We start from the raw sequence: 20774 nt of genomic DNA, 5'->3' as shown, positions 1-20774 counted from the left end.
TTGTTGCTAGATAATTAATTTTTTCTTTGAGATGAATCTACTCTTTGGTAGCTTCTGCAACGGTGCAATTACTTTGACAGATTCTTCTTTGCGATGTTGATTTAGCTAGGAGAGTATTTTTATTAATTAACGGTAACTCCACAAATCTTTCTAGAAAACTTTTTAGTGGAGTAGGTTGATTTTGAAGCGATGACCCTGTATTAATAAAGGTGTAAATTAAAACTATTACTATCAAACTAGTGGTTGCACCAAGACCGATGCCCAGCAGCAAAATAAAGTTTCTATAAGTTAGCAAAAAGGTATTATCAGCCTTATGGTTGATGTCAGCAGATTGTGAAGACTCTGACAACATTACATCATTAAAGGCTTGCAAAGCTTCTGTGGCAGATTGATAACGCTGGCTGTAGCGATCGCGAACCATTGTATCTAAAATATTTGCCAAACTATCACTTACCCGTGCCTTGTCGCGCCAGATAACTTCTCCAGTACTAGGATCTTCTGGTAGTTGCTCAGGTATTAAACCTGTTAAAGCTTGAATGCCAATCATCCCTACAGCATAAATATCGCTGCAAAGTTTTGGTTTTCCTTTAGCCTGTTCGCTTGGCATATAGCCAGGAGTTCCAACAGCAATTGTTAAGCCTGCTCCGAAAGCACCAATTTTCTTGATACTTCCAAAATCAATTAGCACAATCTTCTGATCGCACGACCGTCGCATTAAGTTTTGAGGCTTAATATCTCGGTGAACAATATCGTGTTGGTGGACGAAAGCCAGTACTTCTAGGATGTCTTTTAATAAATTTAAAACTGTATTTTCCTTCAGACACTGACCTGGGACAATTTCTTGAGTCAACGGATCACCGTCAATAAATTCCTGGACTAAATAAAAATCCCCATCTTCATTAAAATGGGCAAACAGTCTCGGAATTTGATCGTGATCGTTGCCTAGCTGGTATAAAACTTCCGCTTCCCGATCAAATAGCTTTTTAGCAATGGGTAGAACAGTAGGGCTGGTATCTTTCGGATGGAAATGTTTGACCACACAATGGGGTTGTCCTGGTAAGTCCAAGTCGATGGCCAAGTAGGTATCACCAGAACCTCCACTTCCTAAGTGTTTGATAATCTCAAAGCGATTCCGAAGTGTTTTTCTAATGAAAGAGTATCGATTTCTGTTACGTATAGCACCCCCTAATAAGTAAGTATTATCAGATTCTCCGTTTCCCATCACTTTGACAGTTTCAAAGCGACTTCGGAGTGTTTTTCTGACTAGAGGGTTCTGGCTCATGTGGCGTATACTACTTCTTAATTTACTGACCATTCAGAGCTTGGGTAAGGTTATGAATAACTGCTTGCTGGTGGTAGATTTGCTGGTATTTGCGGCAGTTAGCCTTCGGGCGACCTATGCTTTGGATAAGTTAGATGCTTAGTTGCTTGATTGCTTGATTTAATACCTTTATTGGTATCTTAATACAAAATTAATTCATGAAATACTCTTGTAATTTTATCACTTAAGTAAATTTAACACTAGTCTACAGTATTTAGACTGTGGGCAGAAAATAATATTTAGTAATCAGGATATTTACTTGTTTATAACTGTTAAGTCTGATTACTGACAAAACCTTGAACAGTAAAATTTTAAGGCACAAATACCCTGATAGTGTTCACCCCAATTTTATTTACCAGATTTCAGGCATTATTAACCGCGATCAAGTCATCAGATCAATGGGAATTCGACGATAAAACTAAAAAAGATTGTAAGAATTCAGCACCCAGGAGTCAGAAGTCAGAATTTCTAAGGAGTTTAGTATTAATAAGATATTCATTTACCAAATCTGACTCTGATTCTTTAACTATTCAGACAAATGTATTCTGACTCATGAATTCTTACAAAAGATTGGATAAGTTTTTGAGGTAAATACCGAGTTATGGTTTTTGAGGTAAATTAGGTGTAACTTTTCAATCACTCACACATTTCACAATCTCGATCTATTTATAATTCTGGCAAATCTGTAATGCGTATTCGCTTCTCTGAAATACCAAAATTAATATCTGATACCAATTGTTAAAAAAGAATCCATCCCTACCCTACCCTTAACAAAACGATAGTGCAGGTTGGGTTATCTGTAGTAAACATTTTTTGAATTGGTAAAAGCTACTCAAATGAGAAAGCAAAATAGGGAATTATAATGCTTGCAATCTCTCGAATAACTTTAAGTTTCCACTTTTATGAGTAGAAGAAATATTAGGACTGCATTTCCTGAAATTAAATCCGCATAAATTTGCGAACTTTCTTTATTTATTGGTTTATTTAGTCCTTCAGATATCAATTTACAGTATATTAACTGCTTATTCAATACTTTCTCTAAAACATCCTACTTTTCAGACTTTTCCTACCTTTTACTTCAATTGCATACATATCACTTACAATTACTCATTTGCATCTAGCAAAAGTAATAGTGGGAATAGTCTAAGCTTGTTTTTATATATGTTTTTATTTAACTTGTTTCGGCAAACGATAAATATGCGTTATCCATCACCTTAGTAAAGAGGTAGCAGTGCTACCTTTACACAATCTTTTTACTGATCTTTTTTACTGATATTTTTATTCTGTTAATTAAAAAAGCCCCCGCTAAGGGGGCTGATTAAGTTGTCCGCGTGGATTAAACAACTAATTAATTAATACTCACAGTAGATACAGTAATCCGAACAAAATAATCCAAATCACGTCAACGAAGTGCCAGTAGATTTCGGCTGCTTCAATACCAAAGTGCTTTTCGTTACTGTAGTGACCGGAAACGCGCGATCGCCATAACACAGCAACAATTGCCAAAACGCCAATAGTAACGTGCAATCCGTGGAAACCAGTCAAAACGTAAAATGCACTAGCAAATAAATTGGTAGTTAAACCAAATTCTAAATGGGTATATTCATATACTTGACCCACCAGGAAAATAGCACCCATTGCAGCAGTAATTGCTAACCAAATCTGGGCACCCCGCACATCGTTCTTTTTGATCGCAGTATCGGCATTGTGCATGACAAAACTACTAGAAATTAGATTGATGGTGTTGACTCCAGGTAGCAATAGTTCTAACTCTGGGGTACCTGCTGGCGGCCATGCAGGTAAGGTAGCACGGAAAGCCAAATAGGCTCCGAACAACCCCATAAAAATCATCCCTTCAGCAACCAAGAAGACGATTAGCCCAAATATACGATGGTCTGGATGTTCTTCGTGATGACCGACGGACGCTTGTGCTGCGTGGTGATGATTTAATTCGGTTTTAGCTGGGTCAATAGTTTGACTTTGCATAAATTTTGATAAGTGAGGAATTGGGCATTGGGGAGCCAGTCGCATGGGCGGGTCTCCCGACTTGTGCGAACTGGCGTCATGGGGGATTGGACATGGAGCATGGGACATTGGGAAAAGAATTAATTAACCAGTCCCCAGTCCCTTGTCCCCAGTTTATTTCCGGTCTTCGGGATTGGCAGCAACTGTTGGGTCGGGTTCTGCTCTTAACACAGAGTTCGGGCCGCCAGACAAGACTGGATTGGGATCAGATAAGGGTACACCTTCATTAGCCTTTTCCAAACCGTAGTCATAGGGCCCCGTAGCTAATACTGGGAGTTCATCAAAATTCTCGATCGCAGGCGGTGAGGTTGTCATCCACTCTAAGGTAAGTGCCCTCCAGGGATTATTACTAGCTTTCTCACCGTATAACCAACTCCAAATGGCATTGATGATGAAGGGGAATGTTGAAACTGCCAGTATGTAAGCGCCATAAGTGCAGATTTCGTTGATAAAGGTAAATTTGGGGTCATATTGAGCAACACGGCGGTTCATGCCCATTAATCCCAACTTGTGCATGGGTAAGAAGGTCATGTTTAGACCCACTATTGTTAAAGCAAAGTGAACCTTACCCCAAAATTCGTTCAGCATCCGTCCGGTCATTTTCGGGAACCAGTGGTAAATCGCTGCATAAATGCCGAGAACGCTACCACCAAACAGGACATAGTGCAAGTGGGCTACCACAAAATAGGTGTCGTGAACATGAATATCGAAGGGCACTGCTGCCAACATCACGCCACTGATCCCGCCAATCACAAAAGTGCCAACAAAGCCCATTGCAAATAACATGGCACTGTTAAGCCGGATTTTCCCACCCCACATGGTTGCTAACCAACTGAAAATTTTAATTCCCGTAGGTACGGCAATGATCATGGTGGTGATCATAAAGAACATCCGCAGCCAGCCGGGGATACCACTGGTAAACATGTGGTGCGCCCAAACAATTAGCCCCAAAAAGCTAATCGCAAGAGACGAATAGGCGATCGCTTTATAGCCAAAAATCGGCTTACGGGAATGCACTGGGATAATTTCTGAAATCGCCCCAAAGAAGGGCAAAATCATGATGTAAACCGCAGGGTGGGAGTAAAACCAGAACATGTGCTGATACACAACAGGGTCGCCACCCCCAGTTGGGTTAAAAAATGTCGTTCCTGCCAATAAGTCAAAAGCCAGCAGAATTAGACCAGCTGCTAGCACTGGTGTAGATACTAAAGTCAGTGCCGAGGTAGCAAACATCGCCCAGCAGAACAAGGGCATTTGATGAACTCCCATACCGGGGATACGCATCCTGAGCAATGTTACCAGAAAATTGATTGCTCCTAGAATCGATGACGTACCTAGTAGGAGAACGCTCATAATCCAAATTCCCTCACCCACTTGACCTGTCACCAAGCTTAGAGGAGGGTAGGAAGTCCAACCTGCATCCGGTGCATCGCCAACCACTAAACTAGCGATCAACAATAAACCCGCAGGGGGAATCATCCAAAAAGCAACAGCATTCAAGCGCGGAAATGCCATATCCTTTGCCCCAATCATCAAAGGAATGAGGAAGTTAGCAAAACCCGCACCAGCTGGCACGATCCACAAGAAAATCATAATCGTGGCGTGCAGCGTAAATAAGCTGTTGTAGACTTCTGGGGTAACAAAATCTACTTCTGGCGTTCGCAGTTCTGTACGAACCAAGTCAGCCATCACGCCACCGATACAGTAGAAAACAAAGGTCGTGACTAGGTATTGAATCCCAATCACCTTATGGTCAGTGTTGAAACTAAAATAGTCTTGCCATTTTCTGATCCCTGGCTCCTCAACAAGAGCAGGGGCGTTGGCAGTTTCTTGCACTTGAGCTTGGGTCATTTGTCATTTGTCCTTTATCATTTGTCCTCTCTTACAAAGTTGAGGCAGTCTGTTGGCGGGGTTCCCCCGCTTAAAGGAACTGCCGTCTGATGCCTGCGGCGGGCTACGCCAATGGAGGAAACCTCCGCTCAGACTTTGCGCTTTGTCATTTGTCCTCTCTTACAAAGTTCTAATCGGAGGAAACCTCCGCTCAGACTTTGCGCTTTGTCACTTGTCCTTTGTATGAGTACTAATGACCAATGACTATTTGTGAACTTGATGGAGGATTTCTGGCTCAATTCCCATGTCCTTGGTGTAAGGAGCGAGAAATTCATTTGGGGATAGATCAGCAGGGTTAACAGCAACGGCTTGATTTAGCGTTTCTTTGCTGGCAACTAGCTGCTCTTGCTGCCATTTTTCAAAGGCTTCTTGTGTCTCAACGACTACTGTTGCTCTCATCGCACCGTGGTAAGGGCCACAAAGTTCAGCGCAGATCAAGGCATAATCGCCTGCTTTTTTAGGTGTGAAGCGAATCTCGCTTTGCCTACCAGGGATCGCATCTTGTTTCAGGCGGAACTCTGGCACCCAAAAGGCGTGGATGACATCGTTGGCTGTCATATTGATTTCCACTTCTCGCCCGATGGGTACGTGCATTTCACTTGTAGTTATACCAGTTTCAGGATAGGTGAAAATCCAGGCATATTGTAGACCAGTGACGTTGACCTGTAATCCTGCTGGTTTACCTGCTTTATCAGGAGTTCCGCCAATTGTTGGAGCAACACTACCAACACCAGGAGCATTCCGTAGTTGGGGAATTTGGTCAGCATTACGAACTTCTGCCGTAGCTGGGTCTTGCATTGCCTCATCAGATTTTTCTTGATTGAGGTTCGGTTCGGTGCTGGGAGGAGTATCGTTTAAAGTTGCTGCCATAGCACTTCCAGGCATTGCCATCGACTCCTGATTCATCGGTGCTTCATGGATAGCATGGGGATCAAAGCCACCGATTTCGTTGTAGACATCAAAGCTGTAAACAGAAATACCGATAACGATAATTGCTGGTATCGCCGTCCAGAGAATTTCTAAAGGTACATTGCCCTCAACTGGTGGACCGTCTTCATTGTCACCTGCACGCTGACGATATTTAAATGCAGAGTAAATTAAAATACCTTCAACGAGCAGGAATATACCTGTAGAAACGATCATCATCGCGTTGAACAAACCATCCACCAAGACGGCTTCATCCGTGGCTGCTGCTGGCAACAGACCGTGATTTTGACCGTACCAAAAGCTGGCGAGCGTTAGCACGATGCCAATGAGTAATGTCCAGATTGAACTTGGAATATTCACGGCTTACTTAATTGAATTTACTACGTTATCTTAAAGCTGCTCACTTACTAAGGTAGTCTAGGCTGTCAGACATAGGGGACAAAGGTCTGAAATTTTTATTAATTTTTTTGGCTATTTCACCAATTTTGAGTATGAATTTACTATCATACAACGCCAAAAATAGATGCAAATCAGTAAAAAAATTTAAGGAAAAATTTAGAATGCAGAAATTAATCGTGATTAATCAATTTTTGACATCTTGAAAAATACCTAAAGCTTCAGGCAAAACCTTGCTGGAGTGATTCAAAGTAAAAGTATAAGTGAGTGCTAATCTATAAACCCATAGCCTATACGCTAGGGTGGAGATGGGACACTAAAAGAAAATTGAAAATTTTAACAGATCCACCAAGAGCGGGCAGAAGGTATCCTTCATGAGCGAATTTGTCCTACAACAACAAAATGAAGCGGCAATTGAGCAGCAAAAGCCCAAGGAAATGATTCGTCGCTTGGTGTGGAAAATATGCATAGCCACCTTAATTTTGATGGCAATAGGCAGCGCCACCCGGGTGATGAATGCTGGGCTTGCTTGCCCAGACTGGCCCTTATGCTATGGCGAACTTGTGCCAGCCAAGCAAATGAATCTCCAAGTGTTTTTGGAGTGGTTTCACAGATTGGATGCGGCTTTAATTGGTTTAAGCGCGATCGCACTTTTCGGTTTGTCCTGGTGGCGTCGTCGTTTTTTACCCTCTTGGCTGCCTTGGGCATCTACATTCGCCCTATTTCTGATCGTCTTCCAAGGCATCTTAGGGGGACTCACCGTTACCGAACTGTTGCGGTTTGATATCGTTACCGCCCATTTAGGAACGGCGCTGTTGTTTTTTACTACTCTCCTGATTATCGGCACAGCACTCACACCCTATCAAGGGAATGGAACTGTTGGTAAGTTGCCTTGGGTCGGTTTAACTGCTGCTGTTCTAGTTTACCTGCAAAGTTTGCTAGGTGCTTTGGTAGGCTCTCGCTGGGCGCTACATCAATGCCTCGGCGGTTCTCAACTTTGTACTGTAATGTATAGCCATATTGCTGGTTTGGTACCGCCAACAGTGGCAACCTTGGCAATAGTATTTATCTGTTGGCGGACACCAGCATTACATCCAGCCTTGCGGCGACTGGCAAATATGGCTGGTGCGTTATTAATTTTACAAATCTTGTTGGGAGTCGCCACTTTCAAATTACACCTCCAAGTCGAGCCTCTCACCGTCTCTCATCAAGCTATAGGAGCTACTTTGTTAGGTACTTTGGTGGCTTTCACAGTTCTCGCACTGCGTGACTCAGTGAGTACTCATTCACAAGTGCTGAGTGCTGAGTAGAGACTGGGGGAGATCAGGGAAATGAGGAAGCAGAGGAAGAATTTCTAACTCCCAACTCAGCACTCAGCACTCAGCACTGATGATGCGACCCACGCAGGTGCAGAAAATCTGTGTTTTCATTTGCCTGAAATAGACAGCTTGAGCGGGGGCTGCATATAAGTTGTTGAAAAATAAGGAACCAGAGCCAAAATGATTGAGACTAATGTCTCTCGCCACCACGAAACATTTTTCCAGGTAGTTCAAAGTTATTACCAGCTAACGAAGCCTCGGATTATTCCGTTGCTTTTGATTACCACGGCTGGAAGTATGTGGATTGCTGCTAAGGGAGAAGTAGACCCATTGCTGCTGCTAGTAACTCTCACTGGTGGCACAATGGCTGCTGCAAGCGCCCAGACAATTAACTGTGTTTATGACCGGGATATTGATTATGACATGGAGCGGACGCGCCATCGTCCGATGCCTTCCGGTAAGGTACAGCCGCGTGATGCTCTAATTTTTGCGATCGCACTAGCGACAATTTCTTTTACACTTTTGGCAGTATTTGCCAATTTGTTAGCCGCGCTGCTAGCCTTCTCTGGCATCGTCTTCTATATTTTGGTTTATACCCACTGGCTAAAACGCCACACCACTCAGAATATCGTTGTTGGTGGTGCGGCTGGGGCAATTCCGGCGTTAGTGGGTTGGGCTGCTGTCACGGGCACTTTAAGCTGGTCAGCATGGTTAATTTTTGCCATCGTCTTTTTGTGGACACCACCCCATTTCTGGGCTTTAGCTCTGATGATTCGGGACGATTACGCAAAGGTGGGGATACCAATGCTACCTGTGATTGAAGGTGATACCGTAACCGTAAAGCAAATTTGGTATTATACGCTGGTGACAGTGTTTGCAACCGTGTTATTGGTTTATCCTTTGGGCACAAGTGGAATTCTTTATGCTGCGATCGCCCTAAGTCTGGGAGGATTGTTTATCTACAAATCTTGGCGGTTGTTGCAACATCCAGAGGATCGCACTGTAGCTAGAGATTTGTTTCTCTATTCCATCTCATACATGATGCTGTTGTGTCTGGGGATGGTAGTGGATAGCCTTCCTGTCACCCATAATCTAATTAATGCAGCGATCGAGCAGTTGCATTTGATTGCTTAGGGGATGCAAAACTTAGCGATCGCGTTTAGTAAAAGGGCGCGATCGCATTTTTAGAAATTAAAAAGTATACATAATAATTAGAGTTTGGCGTATTTGCGATGTACACGACGGGCTACGCCTACGCAAGTAAAGTTTTCGGCCATAAGTAAATTTATTAAACATTTATCGAACAGAATTCTTGTTCAAATCACACATCTATTTGTTCATTTTTAATAGCTATGGAAAAAGCAACACAAGTAATTCGTCACAAGTTAAATCAGCATGAGCAGCAACATCTTTTAATATGGCGTTAAGAGTACCAATTTTAATCGGGTCATGGGCGGGAACCGTGATATGATGTTCGCCATTCTGTTGAGTAGTTAACCGAATGTGGCTACCCTTTTGATGACTGACCTCGTATCCTAGACGAGCAAGAGCGTTAATTAATTCTAAACCAGATAAATCTCGTGGAAGCTTCAAGAAGCGATTACCTCATCACGAACTATGTGTAACCGAATGATTTTAGGACGGTTTTGTTCATTAGGAAAATGGCAGTGAACCGCATCACGCAGCATTTCCCTTAATGTTTCTATATCGTCAGCCTGAGTAAAAATTGACTCGGTTAAAGCTCTAGCTGTATAACCACCATCTGGATCATCTTCAACGAGAAATACAATTTCAGTCATAGCTAATCTTTACCATAACTACTAAATTTTACAATCTATAAAACCTGACAAAGACCTGAGAAGAGAGAAAAAATTCCCTAAGCGCCAGAAGAACTAAAAATCAACTTTTTTTCTCTACCCCAGAAAGTGGTAAATGCTTTCTCTGGGGAGCGTCAAATCAAATAGTAGTACAGAATATTGCTTTGACTCATAGAAAAGAAATCAACCGATAAATCTGATTGTTTTGTCTATGTTAAGTTTTACCAATTTCTGCTTACTGGGTTTCACGAGTCTCGATATTTTTGAACAGATTTACTTATAGCGGCGTCTACAGTCTCAAGTTACTTTTGCTAACGTAGTGATATAAGGTTTATCGCTCCCCAGAAAGCACTTGGGAGCAAAAGGATTAATATGGCTCATTTAAATCAGCGTCGTCCTCAAAATGCCAATGGCGATTTTTATGTAGATACTACTTGTATTGATTGTGATACCTGTCGCTGGATGGCTCCTGAAGTATTTTATGATGTTGATGACCAATCGGCTGTTTATCATCAACCTATAAATAATACAGAAAGATTAGCCGCGCTAGAAGCACTTTTAGCTTGTCCTACTAGTTCTATTGGCACAGTTGAGAAACCAAAAGATATCAAAGTTGCTCAAGAAAAGTTTCCAATATTAGTAGCGGAAAATGTTTACCATTGTGGCTATCATTCCGAAAAATCTTATGGTGCTGCTAGCTATTTGATTCAACTTCCAGAAGGTAATATTTTAGTGGATTCTCCCCGGTTTACGCCGCCTTTAGTCAAGCGTTTAGAGGAACTGGGACCAATTCGTTATATGTACCTGACTCATAAGGATGATGTGGCAGATCATCAAAAATTTGCCGAGCATTTTCAGTGCGATCGCATCCTCCACATTGATGATATTACTGCGGGTACTCGCAATGTAGAAATACAGCTAACTGGTTCTGAACCATTTACTTTGACTCCAGATTTATTAATTATCCCAGTTCCTGGTCACACCAAAGGACAAACTGTTTTACTCTACAAAAATAAGTTTCTGTTCACTGGCGACCATCTCGCTTGGTCAGAAAGCTTGCACCAACTAACTGCATTCCACGATTTCTGCTGGTATTCTTGGTCAGAACAGACTAAATCAATGCGTAACTTGGCTAATTACTCTTTTGAGTGGGTGCTACCAGGTCATGGACGAAGGTTTCATGCCGATCAGGAAACCATGCAGCAGCAGATGCACAAGTGTATTGAGTTGATGGAATCTTGGAATTGACATCAAAAAATAACTGACTTTTCACGTCATCTAGAAAAACCCAACCTCTTAATACCAATTTGAAAAAAGAATGCGACAGATACACATCTCCAAAACCTTATCCTGTCTAAATTCTTAATTTTGAATTTTGAATTATGAATTGGTATAACCTGGGTTTTAGCACCCTTTTAACCAAACACGGATTATGAAAAAGCTGATCAACAAGCCGGAAGACTTTGTGCAAGAAAGTCTAGAAGGTATGGCGGCGGCTCATTCCGATTTAATTAAACTGAACTACGATCCCGCCTTTGTCTATCGAGCCAATGCACCTATTCCGGGTAAAGTAGCAATTATTTCTGGTGGTGGCAGTGGACATGAACCAATGCACGCTGGCTTCGTCGGCAAAGGAATGCTGGATGCAGCCTGTCCCGGTGAGGTTTTCACTTCACCGACTCCTGACCAAATGCTAGAAGCAGCAAAGCTTGTAGATGGAGGCTCAGGTATCCTTTATATCGTCAAGAATTACAGTGGCGATGTGATGAACTTTGAAATGGCAACCGAGTTAGCACGTAGTGAAGGCATTCGATCGCTAAATATTTTGATTGATGACGATGTAGCAGTCAAGGATAGTCTCTATACCCAAGGACGGCGGGGTGTGGGAACAACAATACTGGCGGAAAAAATTTGTGGCGCCGCGGCTGAGGCAAGGTATGATTTGCCACAAATAGCAAATTTATGTCGCCGAGTAAATCTAAATGGGCGGAGTATGGGAATTGCTCTAACATCTTGTACAGTCCCAGCTAATGGAACACCAACGTTTGAATTAAGCGATCGCCAAATAGAATTAGGTATCGGTATTCACGGTGAGCCAGGAACACAACGTACAGATATTAAATCAGTAGATGAAATTACCGAAATTTTAACGCGATCGCTCATTGAAGATGCAGCATACAGCCGCACACTACGAGAGTGGGATGAAGACAAAGGAGAATGGGTAGATGTAGAGCTAACAAGTCTACCATTTGCCAAAGGCGATCGCTTATTAGCTTTTGTCAATAGTATGGGTGGAACTCCAATTTCTGAGCTGTATATTGTGTACCGTAAACTCGCCCAAATCTGCGAACAGCAAGGATTGCAAATTGTGCGAAACTTGATAGGCCCTTACATCACATCTTTAGAAATGCAAGGTTGTTCCATTACCTTGCTGAAATTAGATGATGAGATGATCCGGCTATGGGATGCACCAGTAAAAACGCCGAGTTGGTGCTGGGGAATTTCATAATTACGAATTACGAATTACGAATTACGAATTATGTTGACTCAAGCGCAGATATTACAATGGTTGCAGGCTTATGCAACCGAGATAGAAGAGAATAAAGCATATTTGACAGAATTAGATGCTGCGATCGGAGATGCCGACCACGGGATCAATATGGAGCGCGGCTTTAAAAAGGTAAGCGCTCAGTTACCAACTCTTATAGACAAGGACATCAGCAGCATTCTCAAAGCTGTAAGTATGACTTTAATTTCTTCTATTGGCGGTGCGAGTGGCCCTCTTTATGGCACTTGGTTTTTACGAGCAAGTACAGCAGTAGTTGGTAAGCAAGAATTAACAGACCAAGATGTTTTGGGAATACTCCAAGCAGGCTTAGACGGCGTACTGCAACGTGGCAAAGCGCAACTAGGAGACAAAACGATGCTGGATGTACTGTCTCCGGCTGTAGCTGCTTTTGGGAAGGCTTTAGAAGAAAGTAAGGGGACAGTGGAAGCTATGCAACAGGCTGTAGCAGCAGCCCAAAGGGGGTTGCAAGAAACTATACCGATGCAGGCGAGAAAGGGACGAGCTAGCTACCTCGGAGAACGGAGTGTTGGGCATCAAGATCCAGGAGGGACTTCTGCTTATTTGATGTTGAAGAATTTGTTAGGGGTGTTGGAAAGTTCTGGGAAATAACGCTGGCTGTACTAGAACGCAAAGCTCGTTATTCTCAGCGAATTAAAGAATCAACTATAACTGGCGAGATTACCGACGCGGTATAACAGCTGACAACGGAAGTAAGTTGCACTAGTTCATGTAAACATATTTTAACATTTGTAAAGATTTGTGATATTTTTGTTGAGGAGCAGAACTGTAAGCTGTGTGTCTTGCTCCACGTTGTGTCAGTTGAAAACTTAGTGAGGTAATCCTCTATATGGCAATTACTATCGAATCCGCTCGTGGCATTTTCCCCAATACACTGTCGGCTGATGCCGTGCCAGCTCTAACTGCTCGATTCAACCAACTTAGCGCCGAAGATCAACTTGCATGGACATGGTTCGCTTTCTTGGAGATGGGTAAGACCGTGACGGTTGCGGCTCCTGGCGCAGCCAGTATGCAGTTTGCAGAAGGAACCCTGAAGCAAATTAAGCAAATGACATTTCCTGAGCAAACTCAGGTGATGTGCGATCTGGCAAACCATGCAGATACAACTATTTGCCGTACCTATGCTACTTGGTCGCCTAATATTAAGTTAGGTTTCTGGAATCAGCTTGGAGAATGGATGGAGCAAGGAATTGTCGCGCCAATTCCGCCTGGCTATAAGCTATCAGCTAACGCTAATGCTGTATTGTCAACTCTCAAAAGCTTGGATCAAGGACAACAGATTACCGTGTTGCGGAACTCCGTTGTGGACATGGGGTTTGATGCAAGTAAACTAGGCGGCTACACCAGAATTTCTGAACCTGTGGTCGCGCCCAAACAAATGCAAGAGCGCACTCAAGTCACCATTCAAGATATCGACAACCCAACCGTGTTGAGTTACATGAACCTATTGAATGCAAATGACTTTGATGAGCTGATCAAACTGTTCGTGGCAGACGGTGCTTTGCAGCCTCCCTTCCAAAGACCGATCGTGGGCAAAGATGCGATCTTGCGATTCTTCCGGGAAGAATGCCAGAACCTGAGTTTGCTTCCAGAACGCGGTGTCGCTGAACCTACAGACGATGGCTATACTCAGGTAAAAGTGACAGGCAAGGTTCAAACCCCTTGGTTTGGTGCAGCAGTAGGCATGAACATGGCTTGGCGATTCTTGCTCAACCCGCAAGGTAATATCTTTTTCGTAGCCATTGACTTATTAGCTTCTCCCAAAGAACTTTTGAACCTAGTTCGCTAATAAATCGCTTTCGTTAACGAAAGCGATTTATTAGTAAAGGGGGAAAGGTTTATTTCCTTTCCCCTTTACCCGACTTACATACAGGCGTTATTTTGGGGTTGGTGAACTACTAAACAGACGCAACAGACAAGTTCGCCGATGCTCATACTGAGCGCTTTCTTAACCTATAGCGCTCAATTAATCTGGGCAAACGGAACAATCCTAAGCAAATAACTATCGCAGAAATTTCAGGTTGAATCATGCAAGCAAGTGAAGCTGAATGGACGGACATTGAGAAGAAGATAGCTCGAACTGCCTTTGATAAGGCCTACGAACGAGAAATTGAGGCTTTACTTAAACAAGTTCAAAAGCAGGCAAGTACGCTTGTGGACTTGAGTGAACTCTGGCAGTTACACGATTTTTTGAGTGCTAAAAGGCATGAAGTTGAGGGTAAGTATGACTACCAATACTCGGTTCTGCTGTTTGTCTTTGCTGGATTAGTTAAAGAAGGCTGGCTACATCTGAATGAACTCCAAGGGCTGGATAAAGATAAGCAATCCAAGGTTGCTGTTCTGTCACGGATGTAGACTGTTATAGTCATTAGCAAATGGTACTGACAGTAAAGCATTCAGCCCCAGATTAACCTGCTCTTGAGCGCGATCGCACTTTATTTGGCATCTGCCTATATGCTGCTGCCAGAATTAACGAGAGCTGCACTTTGCAGCGTGGAGATATCATCGGCTCCAGGGGCATTAGACCCAAGCTGATTATCAGAGCCTATAACAACCAAGGAAGGACAGGATACCAGAGAAGTTCAGGTACATCCCAAACTAAAGGAATTTTTAGAGTCTTATAGCCCTCTTCTGTCACTTTCCCAGAGGGCTATCGCGCTTAAGCCTAATGAGGCAATGAATACAAGCTATACTATTAGAAAAAAATTGGTCTTGTATTTGTTATTAGAAAATAATCGCACGATGCCTGCGGTGCTTGCTAGCCTACATTTGCTATACAAAAGCTCTAGAACTCAGAAATGGCAAATGTTTTCGGAGAGTGACAGAAGAGGGATAATTAAAAAAATTCTCGCTTTAAGTTCAAGAACCCATACAAGTGAAAATTGATGAGCTAGCCACATCACCCCGACCAAACGGTGTAAAAAAGCTAAAAGGTAAAGAAAATACTTATAGAATTAGAGTAGGCGATTACCGCATCTTATACGAGATTTTTGATGATGTTCTATTGGTAACGGTTGTAAAAATTGGACATCGTAGCAAGGTTTATAAGGATGTAACGTGAGTGAGGGTCTTTAACTCTCCAATGGCTATTAATTTAGTAATTGGCGGAATCATCCTTACCTTGTCGTAGACATCACCAAAAAACTCCAACTTATCTAATTATCTGATTCACAACAGATGTACTCTGAATACGCCATTTCCCTCGTTCCCGAATCAAATCGTACCGAACTCGCAAATTCTCGTTAGAAGAGTTTTTATACTGATCATTTTCATATAACTGCGTCGCTTCCTTCACTGTAGCTACGACTGCGGCACGATCTGCAAATAAATCAATTTTCTCTACAGATTCTACCTTTACGCTATGGTCGTATTTGCGATAGCGGTTGTCAGACCTAGCCTGTTGAGCAATCTCCCGCCATTGAGACAAAGCTGAACCAGTTAAAATCTGCTCTAAGTTATTAATCTCATGATTCGCCCCTAAAGCTTCGGCTTTAGTAGATAGCCAAGTGCGAATGATTTCTTCTGCTGCTGTATCTGTTAAAGGGCCATCTAGTCCTTGTGGTTTACTATTTGGATCGGGAATAGATATTGGTGGTTGATTTATTTGTACAAACAACTGTGAATTAAGTACAGATCGTGTAGGAAAAAACAGATTTTTTAACCATCCAAAAGCTGTTGTAACTAACACCCAGAAAACTAATAGACTCACCAAAGAAATAAACACTCTCCATACTAACCGTGTTTTCCCTTCGATGGTGTTAGCAAAAGTTCGCCGCCGCCGAGGACGACGAGAATGGGGACGATTATTCGGTACACGCTCCCGGATAGCAGATGGAGTAGATTTTCTTTGCCGACGCTTTTGGTGATGAGCAGATGTCGCACTTTTAGCTGAACCGTTCAAATGCTGATTAGTGCCTCTGCTCGTCCGTTCAGCAGCAGGAACCTCTGATTTTACACTTTCAGATGAATTCCATATATGTGGTGAGAAGTTTGAATATTCGGGCGTGTCTGGCAAATCTAGATCAGGTGTTGGTATTCTGCTGTGGTTAAACTGCCCTGGAGTCCTATTTGAATTGTTAGGGAAAGGGGAATTATTTGTCTTTGGCTGGGAAAATTTTTGGGGGTTAATTACAGCCCACTCATTAGTTGTTTCTGCATCAGTTGGCAGTGCTTCTAAATAAGCTTGTACCTGTTGGTTAGCAAAGTAATCTTTTAGAAAAGCTTGCTGGTTTGCTAAATCTCGAAAATGGGGAAATACTTCGTGTTGCAACCACTGTTCTGCATATAGACACAGCCCTGGTAACAAATCTGGAGAGTCTTGAGACTTTTCTCGAATAAAAGCTAAAGCTTCGTACTCCTGACTAAGTTCTAAAACCCGAGTTGCTTCTTCAGTTTGTCCCAAAAGTAAAGCACATAGCGACTGTTCTAAATGTACATCTTGGCGCTTGCCCAGACGTATGAGCATTTGCCTCGCTTGACGAATTAAAGCAGGTTGACGTTGAGCAAATCCTCGTGCTATCAAGGCATAAACAGCTAAATAAGTAGCAACAGCAGAAGGACGTTTGCTTTGGGCTTCAAATAACTTGTGCTGCTCTGCGACTGTTAAGTGGTTACGTAACTGCTGGATAAATCGCAAAAAATCATCTATGTTTAAACCAGAGTCATCATTGTTTGTGCCATCAATGCCGCCCCGATCTTCTAAGAGGTTTTGCAATAATTCCAAACCTTGGCTTCGTTCGGCAGTCTTTTCTTGAGGTAGTGCCAGCAACTCCAAAATTCGATATGGTCGCAATTTGTAAAGATCCGCTTGAATTTCCGCTTGCACACTGGCGAAGAACCCCTCGCGTACCAGTAGTTCTTGACCAGTTTCTAAAGATATGGCGGCATTTTCATAGTGACCTTGCTGCCACTGTTCCCGACCTAATTCTAGGCAAGCAAGGGCGACAGTGAGAATAACATCTGGATGTTCAGCATTTTCATGTATTTCTTCGTCTGCTAAATTATTGCCCTTTCTTGCACTTGTAGCACCATTTTTATTTACCAGGTACGGACGACCTAGTTTTAGTACAAGTTCGTATTCCCCCAACTCTTGCAAAATTAATAAAGCGCCAACTAATTCGTCTTGGGTAATTTCGATCCCCAGACTCTGGGTGTCACTACCCCTTTTGGTGCTTTCTGGACGATTTTCCAGTGCTACTGCGTCAGCAGCAAGGTTATCAGGGTCATAGGCGTGGGTAAGATAAAGCTGATCGTAGGTACTGCGTTGTTTTGGATCTGATAAAACCACGTAAGCTTCTTCTATGAGTTGTTTACGAGAAGAAATTGCTGCCTGAGAATACTCACGTCGTGGCAATTGTACAATGCGATCGCTGTATGCCTGCCGCAATTGTTCATCACTTGCCGCTAACGGTAGTCCTAAAATTCGGTAGTAATCTAGCGGAATTCGCACAGCCTACTTCCCCTGCACCGCGATCAACATAATTCACCTAGAGCGTTCCAGGCCTGTAAAACTGTGCCATAAAAATGCCGTATAGAATTTACTCTACAAGTGTATATTGCAACAACTTGTTTTGTACTTTCCCGAAATTTTGAGTCACATTTTAGTACTAATTTTTTGCTTTCACCTAGAAAGCCTCAATTGTTTGTTTTAATTTTTAGTATTTTTGTTTAACACAACTATTATCAGCCTTCGATACCACAAACCACAACTACCACTTTTAATCACGGCATAATTGTTGTAGCTGGAAGAATCTATTGATGATTGATTTTTTTGGGACTTTCCCACTAGCTAGTAACAAAAATACCACTATTGAGGATTTCCCCTGATAACACGAGAAAAAGATCATATCATAATTTACTCTTCATTACAATTACCTATTTGGGTATTATAAATTTTTGCCTGCTTTTTTTGAAATTGTTAATGGATATGCAGAAAGCAGTCTATCTTGATTGCTAGTCTGTGAAAGGGAATATTTAGGAGTGCTGAGTTCTGAGCAATAAGTAATGAGTAAGACGTAGTATTTGTGAATCTTTTCCTAAGTACTTACTACTTCTAACTGATTTGATGCCTTATCGGTCTAAATTTTACTTTTTACTCAGCACGGGCTAAACGCTCCGCTGACGCTAACGGTACTCAGCAATCACCACTGTTTCAATAAGAGAGAAAACCTAAAGCGGCAGATATTGCCGTTAAAGTCAAATCCTCACGGGGTATGAGCTGAAAAGTTAAAAATCTGTCTTGCAAAGTTCTGATATAAGGAAGCCTTAGCTCAGACTTTCCGCAAAATTAAAAATTCAGCTGTTCCCTAAGACCCTTTTTTGGTGCATAAATAAAGTTTGATTGTTGAGTCTTATAAACGCTAGCCTGTTAAAAGCTGAGGTGTTATCAGACCAACTTATTTAAGACCGTAACTTTAAGTTGTACAACAGGGATACTCAAAAATAATGGTTCAAGAGCGTACTTTACCCACTTTTAATCCTGCTACTACGCAAATTACTAAGGAAGAAGGGTTACGGTTTTATGAGGACATGGTATTAGGGCGCTTGTTTGAAGACAAATGCGCTGAAATGTACTATAGAGGCAAAATGTTTGGTTTTGTCCATTTGTACAACGGTCAAGAAGCCGTTTGCAGTGGTATTGTGCAGTCAATGCGACCAGGTGAAGATTTTGTTTGCAGTACCTACCGCGACCACGTTCATGCTCTGAGTGCGGGTGTACCAGCAAAAGAGGTAATGGCAGAATTATTTGGTAAAGCCACAGGTTGCAGCAAAGGGCGCGGTGGTTCCATGCACATGTTTTCTGCCGAACATCGCTTGCTCGGTGGGTATGCTTTTGTGGCTGAGGGAATTCCTGTAGCAGCCGGAGCGGCTTTTCAAACCAAATACCGCCGCGAAGTGCTGAAAGATAAAAATGCTGACCAAGTTACAGCTTGCTTTTTTGGCGACGGTGCAGCTAATAACGGTCAGTTTTTTGAAACCCTAAATATGGCAGCCTTATGGAAACTGCCAATTCTGTTTGTAGTGGAAAATAATAAGTGGGCTATTGGGATGTCTCACGAACGAGCCACTTCCCAGCCAGAGATTTATAAAAAAGCCAGTGTATTTAACATGGTGGGCGTGGAAGTAGATGGCATGGATGTACTAGCAGTCCGAGCCGTGGCTCAAGAAGCTGTAGCCCGTGCCCGTGCAGGTGAAGGCCCAACATTAATTGAGGCGCTTACTTACCGCTTCCGGGGTCACTCCTTGGCTGACCCAGATGAAATGCGAAGCAAAGCGGAGAAAGAATTTTGGTTCGCCCGTGACCCAATTAAAAAGTTGGCAGCTTATTTGCTAGAGCAAAACCTGGCGGATGAGGGAGAAATCAAAGCAATTGACCGTAAAATTCAGGATGTAATCGACGAGGCGGTTAAGTTCGCCGAAAGCAGCCCTGAACCAGACCCCAGCGAGTTATATCGTTTCGTGTTTGCAGAAGACGAATAAATTATGGGGACTGGGAAAGAGTTATTTTAACCCCAATCCCTAATCCCCAATCCCCAATCCCCAATCCCCAATCCCTAATCCCTAATCCCAGGACTAAAATTTGTGTTTAGCATTGCCATTCAACAGCAACAGTACAAAACCTATATTCTTTCTGACGAAGCCGTTGGTTCTCAATTGGAAGTCGTACCTGAACGCGGTGGGATAATCACCCGTTGGCGCATTCAAGGGCAAGAAATTTTCTACATGGATACTGAACGTTTTACTGATCCTCAGTTGAGTGTCAGAGGTGGAAATCCAATTTTGTTTCCTATTTGTGGCAATCTACCAGATAATACTTACACTTATAACGGGCAAAAATATACTCTCAAACAACACGGTTTTGCTCGTGAATTGCCGTGGAAAGCAACAGAACAACAAACTAAAGATAAAGCTAGCCTGACTGTCGTTCTGAATAGCAATGAGCAAACTAAGGCTGTTTATCCTTTTGATTTTCAACTGGCTTTCACCTACGAACTTCAAGGTAATATCTTAGAAGTCCGCCAGCAGTATAAAAACTTGTCATCTACACCAATGCCCTTTTCAGCTGGTTTCCATCCCTACTTTCTCTGTGGTGATAAAACTCAGTTAGAGCTTGAAATTCCCTCTAAGCAGTATCAAGATAATCAAACTAAGGAATTTCACTATTTTGACGGCAATTTTGACTTTAGCCGTGATGAAATTGATTTTGCCTTTGGACAGCTAACGAGTCAATCGGCCACTGCGATAGATCGTAGCCGTAAGTTAAAACTCACCTTGGATTATGATGATTTCTCTACCTACCTGGTATTTTGGACAGTCAAAGGCAAAGAATTCTACTGTCTAGAACCGTGGAGTGCCACCCGTAACTCTCTTAATACTGGTGATAACCTGACTGTGTTAGCACCAGGAGCTAGCCATACAGCATCTGTCAGGTTGATTGCTAATTTTTTCTAAACTCCTTTACAAATCTACAGACATATATGCTATGATGGCAA

The 20774-nt window shown here is 42.5% G+C and carries 16 protein-coding genes and 1 pseudogene; 10 read left to right on the top strand and 7 right to left on the bottom strand.

Features of this window, described 5'->3' with window-relative positions; all coding sequences use genetic code 11:
• Positions 1 to 37: 37 nt before the first annotated feature.
• The 4 genes from V7K79_RS09355 to V7K79_RS09340 form a co-directional block, all read right to left on the bottom strand.
• Positions 38 to 1282 carry a serine/threonine-protein kinase gene (locus V7K79_RS09355; protein ID WP_335046864.1) on the bottom strand — a complete coding sequence of 415 codons (1245 nt, stop codon included), beginning with the start codon at positions 1280 to 1282 and terminating at the stop codon, positions 38 to 40.
• Positions 1283 to 2680: 1398 nt separating this feature from the next.
• Positions 2681 to 3307: a cytochrome c oxidase subunit 3 gene (locus tag V7K79_RS09350; RefSeq protein ID WP_335047051.1), complete on the bottom strand. Its 627-nt coding sequence runs from the start codon at positions 3305 to 3307 to the stop codon at positions 2681 to 2683.
• 153 nt (positions 3308 to 3460) lie between these two features.
• A complete protein-coding gene (ctaD, locus tag V7K79_RS09345; RefSeq protein WP_335046863.1) occupies positions 3461 to 5197 on the bottom strand; it encodes a cytochrome c oxidase subunit I in 1737 nt (578 codons plus the stop codon).
• A gap of 243 nt (positions 5198 to 5440) precedes the next feature.
• Complete coding sequence (locus tag V7K79_RS09340) at positions 5441 to 6523, bottom strand: cytochrome c oxidase subunit II (RefSeq protein ID WP_335046861.1); 1083 nt, start codon at positions 6521 to 6523, stop codon at positions 5441 to 5443.
• A 410-nt stretch (positions 6524 to 6933) separates the two neighbouring features.
• Here V7K79_RS09340 and V7K79_RS09335 point away from each other — a divergent pair, with 410 nt between their 5' ends.
• Together V7K79_RS09335 and V7K79_RS09330 are read left to right on the top strand one after the other, a co-directional pair.
• Positions 6934 to 7869, top strand: a complete 936-nt coding sequence (locus V7K79_RS09335; RefSeq protein WP_335046859.1) for a COX15/CtaA family protein — start codon at positions 6934 to 6936, stop codon at positions 7867 to 7869.
• A 189-nt stretch (positions 7870 to 8058) separates the two neighbouring features.
• Positions 8059 to 9012, top strand: coding sequence for a heme o synthase (locus V7K79_RS09330; RefSeq protein WP_335046856.1), 954 nt, complete (start codon positions 8059 to 8061; stop codon positions 9010 to 9012).
• A 216-nt stretch (positions 9013 to 9228) separates the two neighbouring features.
• Here V7K79_RS09330 and V7K79_RS09325 read toward each other — a convergent pair whose 3' ends face one another.
• Positions 9229 to 9471 (bottom strand): type II toxin-antitoxin system HicA family toxin, encoded by a 243-nt coding sequence (locus tag V7K79_RS09325; protein WP_335046854.1) that lies wholly within the window; start codon positions 9469 to 9471, stop codon positions 9229 to 9231.
• Positions 9468 to 9677 (bottom strand): 2-oxoisovalerate dehydrogenase E1 subunit beta, encoded by a 210-nt coding sequence (locus V7K79_RS09320; protein ID WP_069071816.1) that lies wholly within the window; start codon positions 9675 to 9677, stop codon positions 9468 to 9470. The genes V7K79_RS09325 and V7K79_RS09320 overlap by 4 nt, the downstream gene beginning before the upstream one ends.
• A gap of 390 nt (positions 9678 to 10067) precedes the next feature.
• Here V7K79_RS09320 and V7K79_RS09315 point away from each other — a divergent pair, with 390 nt between their 5' ends.
• The 6 genes and pseudogenes from V7K79_RS09315 to V7K79_RS09290 all read left to right on the top strand — a co-directional run.
• The gene (locus tag V7K79_RS09315; RefSeq protein WP_335046852.1) at positions 10068 to 10943 is read left to right on the top strand and encodes an MBL fold metallo-hydrolase; all 876 of its coding nucleotides are present in this window, start codon (positions 10068 to 10070) and stop codon (positions 10941 to 10943) included.
• Between the two features lie 184 nt (positions 10944 to 11127).
• Complete coding sequence (dhaK, locus tag V7K79_RS09310; protein WP_335046850.1) at positions 11128 to 12204, top strand: dihydroxyacetone kinase subunit DhaK; 1077 nt, start codon at positions 11128 to 11130, stop codon at positions 12202 to 12204.
• A 30-nt stretch (positions 12205 to 12234) separates the two neighbouring features.
• Positions 12235 to 12873: a dihydroxyacetone kinase subunit DhaL gene (dhaL, locus tag V7K79_RS09305; RefSeq protein ID WP_335046848.1), complete on the top strand. Its 639-nt coding sequence runs from the start codon at positions 12235 to 12237 to the stop codon at positions 12871 to 12873.
• Positions 12874 to 13111: 238 nt separating this feature from the next.
• Positions 13112 to 14071 carry an orange carotenoid-binding protein gene (locus V7K79_RS09300; RefSeq protein WP_335046846.1) on the top strand — a complete coding sequence of 320 codons (960 nt, stop codon included), beginning with the start codon at positions 13112 to 13114 and terminating at the stop codon, positions 14069 to 14071.
• Between the two features lie 239 nt (positions 14072 to 14310).
• The gene (locus tag V7K79_RS09295; protein WP_335046845.1) at positions 14311 to 14637 is read left to right on the top strand and encodes a hypothetical protein; all 327 of its coding nucleotides are present in this window, start codon (positions 14311 to 14313) and stop codon (positions 14635 to 14637) included.
• Between the two features lie 502 nt (positions 14638 to 15139).
• Positions 15140 to 15343 (top strand): annotated as a pseudogene (locus V7K79_RS09290) (type II toxin-antitoxin system RelE family toxin); the annotation flags it as partial.
• 90 nt (positions 15344 to 15433) lie between these two features.
• Here the strand turns inward: V7K79_RS09290 and V7K79_RS09285 are convergent.
• Positions 15434 to 17731 (bottom strand): IMS domain-containing protein, encoded by a 2298-nt coding sequence (locus V7K79_RS09285; protein WP_335046843.1) that lies wholly within the window; start codon positions 17729 to 17731, stop codon positions 15434 to 15436.
• Between the two features lie 995 nt (positions 17732 to 18726).
• On the opposite strand from V7K79_RS09285, the gene pdhA reads away from it, so the two are divergent.
• Positions 18727 to 19761 (top strand): pyruvate dehydrogenase (acetyl-transferring) E1 component subunit alpha, encoded by a 1035-nt coding sequence (gene pdhA, locus V7K79_RS09280; protein ID WP_335046840.1) that lies wholly within the window; start codon positions 18727 to 18729, stop codon positions 19759 to 19761.
• Positions 19762 to 19863: 102 nt separating this feature from the next.
• Positions 19864 to 20733, top strand: a complete 870-nt coding sequence (locus V7K79_RS09275) for an aldose epimerase family protein (protein ID WP_335046838.1) — start codon at positions 19864 to 19866, stop codon at positions 20731 to 20733.
• Positions 20734 to 20774 lie beyond the last annotated feature (41 nt).

The sequence above is a fragment of the Nostoc sp. genome, assembly GCF_036917575.1.
GTDB lineage: Bacteria > Cyanobacteriota > Cyanobacteriia > Cyanobacteriales > Nostocaceae > Nostoc.
Note: the sequence above shows the minus strand (reverse complement) of the source record. Positions and strands in the feature narration are given on the sequence as shown.

Bases quoted from the DNA above. Each gene is read 5' to 3' on its own strand.
- V7K79_RS09355 (WP_335046864.1), bottom strand. From the start codon at position 1,282: ATGAGCCAGAACCCTCTAGTCAGAAAAACACTCCGAAGTCGCTTTGAA.
- V7K79_RS09350 (WP_335047051.1), bottom strand. From the start codon at position 3,307: ATGCAAAGTCAAACTATTGACCCAGCTAAAACCGAATTAAATCATCAC.
- ctaD (WP_335046863.1), bottom strand. From the start codon at position 5,197: ATGACCCAAGCTCAAGTGCAAGAAACTGCCAACGCCCCTGCTCTTGTT.
- V7K79_RS09335 (WP_335046859.1), top strand. From the start codon at position 6,934: ATGAGCGAATTTGTCCTACAACAACAAAATGAAGCGGCAATTGAGCAG.
- V7K79_RS09330 (WP_335046856.1), top strand. From the start codon at position 8,059: ATGATTGAGACTAATGTCTCTCGCCACCACGAAACATTTTTCCAGGTA.
- V7K79_RS09320 (WP_069071816.1), bottom strand. From the start codon at position 9,677: ATGACTGAAATTGTATTTCTCGTTGAAGATGATCCAGATGGTGGTTAT.
- V7K79_RS09315 (WP_335046852.1), top strand. From the start codon at position 10,068: ATGGCTCATTTAAATCAGCGTCGTCCTCAAAATGCCAATGGCGATTTT.
- dhaK (WP_335046850.1), top strand. From the start codon at position 11,128: ATGAAAAAGCTGATCAACAAGCCGGAAGACTTTGTGCAAGAAAGTCTA.
- dhaL (WP_335046848.1), top strand. From the start codon at position 12,235: ATGTTGACTCAAGCGCAGATATTACAATGGTTGCAGGCTTATGCAACC.
- V7K79_RS09300 (WP_335046846.1), top strand. From the start codon at position 13,112: ATGGCAATTACTATCGAATCCGCTCGTGGCATTTTCCCCAATACACTG.
- V7K79_RS09295 (WP_335046845.1), top strand. From the start codon at position 14,311: ATGCAAGCAAGTGAAGCTGAATGGACGGACATTGAGAAGAAGATAGCT.
- pdhA (WP_335046840.1), top strand. From the start codon at position 18,727: ATGGTTCAAGAGCGTACTTTACCCACTTTTAATCCTGCTACTACGCAA.